Genomic DNA, 8395 nt, shown 5'->3' on the forward strand with positions numbered 1-8395 from the left:
TACGCCCGCACCGGCTACCACCGCGGCCTCGACCAGCTGCGCCGCAACGGCTGGAAGGGCTTCGGCCCGGTGCCGTGGGCGCACCGCGGCAACCAGGGCTTCCTGCGCGCGCTCGCCGCGCTGGCCAAGGCCGCCGGCGAGATCGGCGAGACCGAGGAGTACGAGCGCTGCCGCACCTTCGTCGCGGACAGCGACCCGCAGGCGGCCGTGGCCCTCGGCCTGGCCTGATCCCCGACGTGCTCGTACGGCTGCGGGCGCAGCTGCGCCGCCGTTTTCGGCGGCTCCAGCGCACTGCCCTGCCCATCGCCCAGGCCGGGCTGGCCGCCGGCGGGTCGTGGCTGGTCGCCACCGACCTCGTCGGCCACGCCCAGCCGTTCTTCGCGCCCGCGGCCGCGGTCACCTGCATCGGCGTCGCCCTGGGCCAGAAGCTGCGCCGGGTCATCGAGCTGGTGGTCGGCGTCAGCGTCGGGGTCGGCGTCGGCGACGTGCTGATCTCCCGCATCGGCGCCGGCACCTGGCAGATCGTGCTGGTGGTCATGCTGGCCATGGCCGCCGCCGTGTTCCTCGACGGCGGTGCGGTGATCGCGCTCCAGTCGGGCACCTCGGCCGTGCTGATCGCCACGCTGGCCCCGCCGACCACCACCGGCGGCTTCGACCGGATGATCGACGCCCTGATCGGCGGGGCCATGGGGCTGATCGCCATCGCTCTGTTCCCGCCCAACCCGCTCACCCTCGCCCACCGGCACGGCCGCGTCGTACTGGGCGAGCTGGCCGGCGTGCTGCGGGCCATCGGCGGGGCCGTGCTGGACCACGACACCGTCGCCGCCGCGGCCGCCCTGAGCCGGGCCCGGGCGTCACAGAAGGTCATCGACGAGTTCAAGACCGCCCTGGTCACCAGCGCCGAGGTGGCGACCATCGCGCCACTGCGCTGGCGGAACCGAGGGGAGCTCGACCGGTACCGCGCCGCCTCCGGGCCGGTCGACCTGGCCGTCCGCAACACGCGCGTGCTGGCCCGGCGGGCCCTGGCCGTGCTGCGGGACGGCGAGGAGGTGCCGGACAAGCTGCCCGCTGTGCTCGACGGCCTGGCCAACGCCGTCGACGCCCTGCGTGACGAGCTGGCCCGCGGCGTCGATCCCGTCCGCACCCGGGCCCTGCTCCGCAGCTCAGCCGCCGAAACCGATCAGCTGCTGTCCGCCGACGACTTCTCGGTGCGGGTCATGGTCGCCCAGCTCCGCTCCATCGTCGTCGACCTGCTCGTCGCCGGCGGCGTCAGCCGCTCCGACGCCCTCTCGGCGCTGCCGCCGCTCTAACGTTTGGAAAGGACCATTCCTCACGTTCAATGCGAGGAATGGCGCTTTCACACCGGCCTCAGCCCTCCGGCCGGTTCAGCACGCCGTGCAGGGCGTTGTGGACCGGCTCGTGGTCCTTGGGGTCGGCCAGCCGGCAGTCGGCGGCCGAGAGGCGGTACCACTCGTCGGCGCCCTCGTAGCGGACCTCGACGGTCACCGCGCCGTCCTCGGCCAGCGTGGTGCGCAGCTCCAGGTCGCCGGTGACGACGCCGACGTCGTCGGTCATCACGCCGCCGGGCCCGGCCTTGAACAGGGAAGTGAGCGTCACAGCAAGCCCCTCGCCAACCTCAGGTCGTCGGAGTTGCGGTACCAGGTCCACTTCGTCACCGGGCGCGGGTGCGGCACGCCGTCCAGCCGCACGATCGCCGGCACGCAGCCGATCTGGCAGGCCCGGCCCTGCGCCGCCGTGGTGCGCTTGACCATCAGCGCCCGCTTGGTCACCTGCACCAGCAGACCGGCGCGGTCCGGGTCCGGACTGACGGTAATGCGGCTGGCCTGACCCCGCAGGACCACGGTCTCGTCGCAGTAGGCCATGCCCCGAACCGGCCCAATCACGCCTCGGCCGACCAGCACACCGCCGCTGTCGTCGCGGATCAGCGGCACCGGATCGGGGTCGCCGGTCAGGGCGATGTCGACGGCCCGTCCGGCGTCGAGTGGCAGATCCCACAGCGAGGCCACCGTCGAGTCCGCCGCGGTCGGCACAAAACCGACCGTCACGTCCTTGAGCAGCTCCTTGCGCAGCAGGCGAAGCGTCACCGCGGCCAGGTCGGCGTCGTCGCCGACCACCACCAGGCGCCGCCCGTCCAGGCCCTTGACCAGGTGATCCACGTCATCCTTGCCGGGGCGCGCCGGGACCCGGTGCAGCTCCACTTCGTCACGGTCGGCAAGAGCTGGTGACTGAGCGTAACCTGCGTCCTTTCCGCAGGCCAGCACTAGTGCACCCATCGCCACCTCCTGGTCTACAGTCGTGCACCGGCATTCGGCCTTTAGTCGTCTAGCACGGGGAGTCTCACATGCCTGCCATCGTCCTCATCGGCGCCCAGTGGGGCGACGAAGGCAAGGGCAAGGCCACCGACCTGCTCGGAGACCGCATCCAGTGGGTCGTCCGCTACCAGGGTGGCAACAACGCCGGCCACACCGTCGTGCTCCCCGACGGCCAGAACTTCGCGCTGCACCTCATCCCGTCCGGCATCCTCACCCCCGGCGTGCGCAACGTGATCGGCAACGGCGTCGTGGTCGACCCCGGCGTGCTGCTGGACGAGCTGGCCGGGCTGGAGGCCCGCGGCGTGGACACCAGCGGCCTGCTGATCTCCGCCGACGCCCATCTGATCATGCCGTACCACGTGGCCATCGATAAGGTCAGCGAGCGCTACCTGGGCAAGGCCAAGATCGGCACCACCGGGCGCGGCATCGGCCCGGCCTACCAGGACAAGGTCTCCCGCGTCGGCGTGCGCGTGCAGGACCTGCTGGACGAGAAGATCCTGCGGCAGAAGATCGAGGCCGCGCTGGACTTCAAGAACCAGCTGCTGGTCAAGGTGTACAACCGCAAGGCCATCGACCCCGAGCAGGTCGTCGACGAGGTGCTCAAGCACGCCGGCGAGTTCGAGCACCGCATCGCCGACACCCGGCTGCTGCTCAACCAGGCCCTCGACCGCGGCGAGAACGTGCTGCTGGAGGGCTCGCAGGGCACCCTGCTCGACGTCGACCACGGCACCTACCCGTTCGTCACGTCGTCCAACCCGACCTCCGGCGGCGCCTCGGCCGGCTCGGGCATCGGCCCGACCCGGATCACCACCGTGATCGGCATCCTCAAGGCCTACACCACCCGCGTCGGCTCGGGGCCGTTCCCGACCGAGCTGAACGACGAGATGGGCGAGCGGCTGCGCAAGACCGGCGGCGAGTTCGGCGTCACCACCGGCCGCTCCCGCCGCACCGGCTGGTTCGACGCCGTCATCGCCCGCTACGCCGCCCGCGTCAACGGCATCACCGACTACTTCCTCACCAAGCTGGACGTGCTGTCCGGCCACGAGACGGTGCCGGTCTGCGTGGCCTACGTTGTGGACGGTCAGCGGGTCGACGAGATGCCCATGACCCAGACCGACGTGCACCACGCCGTGCCGGTGTACGAGGAGCTCCCGGGCTGGTTCGAGGACATCAGCGCCTGCCGGACCTTCGAGGAGCTCCCGGCCAACGCTCGCGCCTACGTCGAGTACCTGGAGTCCATCGCCGGCGCGCGCATCTCGGCCATCGGCGTCGGCCCCGGCCGTGAGCAGACCATCGTCCGCCACCAGTTCGTGAACTGAGCCTCGCAGCACGTGGAGGTCAGAGGCGTGACCTCCACGTGCCGGCGAGCATGGCCTCCTCCAGGTCCAGCTCACGCATCACCTTGCGCATGACGTCGTCGTCCAGGCGACCGGCGGCGCGCTCGGCGACGAGCACTTCCCGTTGCTTGGCCAGCATTTCCCGCCGGACGCGGGTGATCGCGCCCTCCTGGGACGGGTCCTGCTCGATCATCCGGTCCCGCATCTGCATCATCTGGTGCATGCGCTGGCCGAACGCCTTGCGTTGCTCCACAGGGATCTCGGCCGGCATCAGCTCGGACAGCATGGCCTTCGCGGCCTTTGCGGCGGCCTTGCGGGCCCGCTGCTCCTGACCGCTGTCCTCGGGCTGCTGGATCTTCAGGGCCCGGATCAGCCACGGCAGCGAGATCCCTTGCAGCAGCAGGGTTCCGACCGTGATCACGAACGCGGCGAACTGGATGTAGGCCCAACCGGGCGTGTCCTCGGGTATGCCGGCGGCCGCGGCCAGCGTGACGACGCCGCGCATCCCCGTCCACGACAGGACGGCGCTGATCTTCCAGGACGGCCGGCGTCGCCGTCGGCGGACCAACCGCAGCAGGATGTTGCGGCCGAAGACAAAAACGATCCGCACCACGATCACCGCGCCGAGCAGCGCCAGCACGGTCGGCACCACCGTGAAGTCGGAGATTCCCTTGAGCACGAACGGAAGTTCCAGGCCGATCAGCCCGAACACCAGGGATTCCAGCAGAACGTCCACAGTGGTCCAGACCGACTGCTCCTGGAGCCGGGTGGCGTAGCCGGCCTTCGGGGAGTTGTGCCCGAGATACAGCCCGGCGGCGACGACGGCCAGAACGCCGGAGCCGTACAACTCCTCGGCGACGAGGTAGCAGGCGAACGGAACCACCAGGCCCAGCACGGATTCCAGCACCGTGTCGTCCAGATGTGTGCGGGCGAAGTGGGCGACGACGCCGATCGCCAGGCCGACGGCGACGCCCACCACCACGGCGATGACGAACGTCGAAAGCTGGGCGAACAGGCCGGTGCTGGCGCCGGCGATGCCGGCCAGAGCGACCTTGTACAGGGTCAGCGCGGACGCGTCATTGACCAGGGATTCCCCGGTGAGCACGGTCATCGCGCCGCGCGGCAGTCCCAGCTTGCGGCCGATGGCCACGGCGGCGACGGCGTCCGGCGGCGCGACCACGGCCCCCAGCAGCAGCGCGACTTCCCACGGCAGCTCGGGCATCAGCAGGTGCGCGAGCAGCCCGACGGCGAAGGCGGTGATCACCACCAGCACCACGCCGAGCTGGATGATCGGGTCGGCCACCGCCTTGAAGTTCAGGTACGAGCTGTCCAGTGACGCCGAGTACAGCAGCGGTGGCAGCACCACGCCCAACAGGATGTGCGGATCCAGCTGGTAGTCGTCGGCGCCGGGCAGGAACGAGATCGCCAGGCCCACCACGACCAGCAGCAGCGGGGCCGGCAGGTCCCAGCGGCGGGCCGCCGCCGTCACCGCGATCGAGCCGACGACCAGGAGCAGCAACTGGGCTCCGTGCATCCGAAAGCCTCCCTCTCCGACGGACTCCCAGGATCCGGGACCGGCCCCGACCAGCGTTGACACACCGTCGGCGGCTCGCCAAGACTCCCACGCATGGGTGAACGACTGGTCGCACGTCTGCACGTGGACCTCCGCCGGCAGGCCAGCGCGGTCTGTCCGGTTCGCTGACTTCCTTCCACTGGCTGAGAACCCCTCACCTTCGCGCGCCCACCCCCGCCTCGGAGGAATCGTGTCGATTCCCGTCCTGGACCGCCGACCGCACGCATGACGCGCCCGCGGCCATTCCCTCCCGTAAACCCCGCCGCCGCATGCTGTCCGGCGCCTGGCGCTGGCTCAGCCCCGTCGGCCTCCTGCTGTTGTGGCAGATCGCCAGCGGCACCGGCATCCTGTCCGAGGACAAGCTGGCGTCGCCGACAAAGGTGCTGGCTGCCGGCATCGACCTGGCCACGTCCGGGCAGCTCGGCGACGCCTTTGTGGTGTCGCTGCGCCGGGTACTGCTCGGTGTCGCCGTCGGCGCCGTGATCGCGTTGGCCCTCGGCCTCACGGCCGGCCTGTCCCGTTGGGGCGCCGTGCTGGTCGACCCGCCCGTGCAGATGCTGCGCACACTGCCGTTCCTCGGCCTGATCCCGCTGTTCATCATCTGGTTCGGCATCGGCGAGGAGCCCAAGATCGCGCTGGTCGCGCTGGGCTTCGCGTTTCCCTTGTACCTCAACGTGTACGCCGGCATCCGCGACACCGACCCGCAGCTGTTGGAGGCCACCGCGGTCCTCGGCTTCACCCGCTGGGAGCGGCTGCTGCACGTGGTGCTGCCGGCCGCCCTGCCGCAGGCGCTGGTCGGGCTGCGGCAGGGCCTCGGCGTGGCCTGGCTGTCGCTGATCGTCGGCGAGCAGATCAACGCCGACGCCGGCCTGGGCTACCTCATCAACAACGCCCGCGACTTCCTGCGCACGGACCAGGTCGTGGTCGGCCTCGTCGTGTACGCGGGGCTGGGCCTGGCGACCGACGCGCTGGTCCGCGCGCTGGAGAGAAAGGCGCTCCGATGGCGCAACACACCGTGACCGTGCGCGGTCTGGTCCGCCAGTTCGGCGACCGCCGCGTGCTGGACGACCTGGATCTTGTTGTACGGCAAGGAGAATTCGTCGCACTGCTGGGCCGGAGCGGCTCCGGCAAGTCGACCCTGCTGCGAGTGCTGGCCGGTCTCGACCGTGAAGCCGACGGCGAGACCACTGTCAACGGCACGGTCTCCGTCGCCTTCCAACAGCCACGGCTGCTGCCGTGGCGGCGGGTCTGGCGCAACGTTTCCCTTGGCCTGCACGGGGTCGACGCCCGCTCGGTGGCCGACAAGGCGCTGGCCGAGGTGCAGCTCACCGACCATGCCCAGGCGTGGCCGCTGACGTTGTCCGGCGGCGAGGCGCAACGCGTCTCCCTGGCCCGTGCGCTGGTCCGCGAACCCGACCTGCTGCTGCTCGACGAGCCGTTCGGCGCCCTGGACGCGCTGACCCGGCTGGCCATGCACCGGCTGGTCGACGACCTCTGGCAGCGGCACCGCCCGTCGGTGCTGCTGGTGACCCACGACATCGACGAGGCGCTGGCGCTGGCCGATCGGGTTCTCGTGCTTGACGAGGGCCGCATCGTCGCCGAGCACACGCCGCCCGTCGGCCGGCCGCGCCGGCACGCCGACCTGACCGAGCTGCGGACCCGCGTGCTCGCCGACCTGGGAGTGACCCTCGATGAAGCCGCGTAAGGCCCTGTTACCCCTGCTCGCCGTGGCTGCGCTGGCGCTGGCCGGCTGCGGCGGCGCGTCGGCCGCGTCCGGGCCGGTGGTGCTGAAGGTCGGCGACCAGAAGGGCGGCTCGCAGGCGTTGTTGCAGGCCGCCGGGCTGCTCGACGGCGCCCCGTACAAGATCGAGTGGTCCACGTTCACCTCCGGCCCGCCGCTGCTGGAGGCGGCCAACGCCGGCGCGATCGACATCGGCGGCGTCGGCAACACGCCGCCGATCTTCTCCGCCGCGGCCAACGCCAAGATCACCATCGTGCAGGCCGGGCAGCACAAGGGGCCGGGCGACGCCATTCTGGTGCCGGCCGACTCGCCGATCCAGAAACCCGAGCAGCTCAGGGGCAAGACCATCGGAGTGGCGCAGGGCAGCTCGGCCCACGCGCAGCTGCTGTCGGTGCTGAACAAGTTCGGCATCGCGCTGACTGACGTGAAGATCAACTACTTGCAGCCCTCGGACGCCTATGCGGCCTTCACCCAGCACCGCATCGACGCCTGGTCGATCTGGGATCCCTATACCTCGCAGGCCTTGCTGCAGGCGCACGCCCGGTCGATCGTCAACGGCAGCAGCGGCACCGCCAACGGCTACTCCTTCCAGGTGGCGGCGTCCAAGGCGCTGGCCGACCCGGCCAAGGTGACCGCGATCAAGGACTACCTGGCCCGGCTGGCCAAGGCCCAGAAGTGGTCCGACTCGCACAAGGACGACTGGGCCGCCTCGTGGTCGAAGGTCACCGGGTTGGACCCGGCCGTGGCCAAGGCGTCCGTGAACGACGGGGCGACGCTGCCGATCCCGTTGGACGACAAGGTGATCGCCTCCGAGCAGCAGCTGGCCGACGCCTTCACCGCGGCCAAGGTGATTCCGGCGAAGCTGACGTTCGCCACCTTCGTGGACAAGCATTACGAGAGCACGGGGAGCTGACCATGAGTGTTGTCCTGCACTGGTTTCTACCCACCTCGGGCGACGGCCGCACCATCGTCGACCGGTTCCACGGCTCGCAGGAGGCCGGCGCCCCGGCCCAGCGCGGCCCGGACATCGACTACCTGGCCCAGATCGCCCGCGCCGCCGAACAACTCGGCTTCACCGGCGTGCTCACCCCGACCGGCACCTGGTGCGAGGACGCCTGGCTGACCACGGCCGCGCTGATCGCCCAGACCGAGCGGCTGAAGTTCCTCGTAGCCTTCCGTCCCGGCACGATCTCGCCCACGCTGGCCGCCCAGATGGCCGCCACCTACCAGCGCATTTCCCGCGGCCGGCTGCTGCTCAACGTGGTCACCGGCGGCGACGCCATCGAGCAGCAGCGGTTCGGCGACTGGCTGGAGCATGACCAGCGCTACGCCCGCACCGATGAATTCCTGACCATTGTGCGCAAGCTGTGGTCGGGCCAGCCGGTGGACTTCGACGGCCAGCACCTTCGCG

At 70.7% G+C, this 8395-nt stretch carries 11 protein-coding genes; 8 read left to right on the top strand and 3 right to left on the bottom strand.

The features are described from left to right. Nucleotides 1-228, top strand: a 228-nt coding sequence (locus KUTG_RS27590) for a DUF3151 family protein (protein WP_043720814.1), incomplete at its 5' end; no start/stop codon positions are given. Nucleotides 229-236: 8 nt separating this feature from the next. Next, nucleotides 237-1310, top strand: a complete 1074-nt coding sequence (locus tag KUTG_RS27595; RefSeq protein WP_198047325.1) for an FUSC family protein — start codon at nucleotides 237-239, stop codon at nucleotides 1308-1310. Between the two features lie 58 nt (nucleotides 1311-1368). Here KUTG_RS27595 and KUTG_RS27600 read toward each other — a convergent pair whose 3' ends face one another. Together KUTG_RS27600 and KUTG_RS27605 are read right to left on the bottom strand one after the other, a co-directional pair. Further along, nucleotides 1369-1617, bottom strand: a complete 249-nt coding sequence (locus KUTG_RS27600) for a hypothetical protein (protein ID WP_232240979.1) — start codon at nucleotides 1615-1617, stop codon at nucleotides 1369-1371. Further along, nucleotides 1614-2294, bottom strand: coding sequence for a hypothetical protein (locus tag KUTG_RS27605; protein WP_043720817.1), 681 nt, complete (start codon nucleotides 2292-2294; stop codon nucleotides 1614-1616). Before KUTG_RS27605 ends, KUTG_RS27600 begins: the two co-directional genes overlap by 4 nt. A 68-nt stretch (nucleotides 2295-2362) precedes the next feature. On the opposite strand from KUTG_RS27605, the gene KUTG_RS27610 reads away from it, so the two are divergent. Further along, the gene (locus tag KUTG_RS27610) at nucleotides 2363-3652 is read left to right on the top strand and encodes an adenylosuccinate synthase (protein WP_043720818.1); all 1290 of its coding nucleotides are present in this window, start codon (nucleotides 2363-2365) and stop codon (nucleotides 3650-3652) included. Between the two features lie 19 nt (nucleotides 3653-3671). Here KUTG_RS27610 and KUTG_RS27615 read toward each other — a convergent pair whose 3' ends face one another. After that, nucleotides 3672-5204, bottom strand: a complete 1533-nt coding sequence (locus tag KUTG_RS27615) for a Na+/H+ antiporter (protein ID WP_043720820.1) — start codon at nucleotides 5202-5204, stop codon at nucleotides 3672-3674. Nucleotides 5205-5297: 93 nt separating this feature from the next. Between KUTG_RS27615 and KUTG_RS66430 the strand changes: the two genes are divergently transcribed. The 5 genes from KUTG_RS66430 to KUTG_RS27635 all read left to right on the top strand — a co-directional run. Next, on the top strand, nucleotides 5298-5372 hold the full coding sequence (locus KUTG_RS66430; protein WP_363893194.1) for a putative leader peptide: 75 nt from the start codon (nucleotides 5298-5300) through the stop codon (nucleotides 5370-5372). Between the two features lie 140 nt (nucleotides 5373-5512). Continuing rightward, nucleotides 5513-6262, top strand: a complete 750-nt coding sequence (locus KUTG_RS27620; RefSeq protein ID WP_084579848.1) for an ABC transporter permease — start codon at nucleotides 5513-5515, stop codon at nucleotides 6260-6262. Next, nucleotides 6244-6948 (top strand): ABC transporter ATP-binding protein, encoded by a 705-nt coding sequence (locus tag KUTG_RS27625; RefSeq protein WP_043720822.1) that lies wholly within the window; start codon nucleotides 6244-6246, stop codon nucleotides 6946-6948. Before KUTG_RS27620 ends, KUTG_RS27625 begins: the two co-directional genes overlap by 19 nt. Continuing rightward, nucleotides 6935-7897, top strand: coding sequence for an ABC transporter substrate-binding protein (locus KUTG_RS27630; protein WP_043720825.1), 963 nt, complete (start codon nucleotides 6935-6937; stop codon nucleotides 7895-7897). Before KUTG_RS27625 ends, KUTG_RS27630 begins: the two co-directional genes overlap by 14 nt. Nucleotides 7898-7899: 2 nt before the next feature. Further along, nucleotides 7900-8395 (top strand): LLM class flavin-dependent oxidoreductase (locus tag KUTG_RS27635; protein WP_043720831.1); only part of this gene is annotated, 496 nt, incomplete at its 3' end.

The sequence above is a fragment of the Kutzneria sp. 744 genome, from assembly GCF_000568255.1.
Lineage (GTDB): Bacteria > Actinomycetota > Actinomycetes > Mycobacteriales > Pseudonocardiaceae > Kutzneria.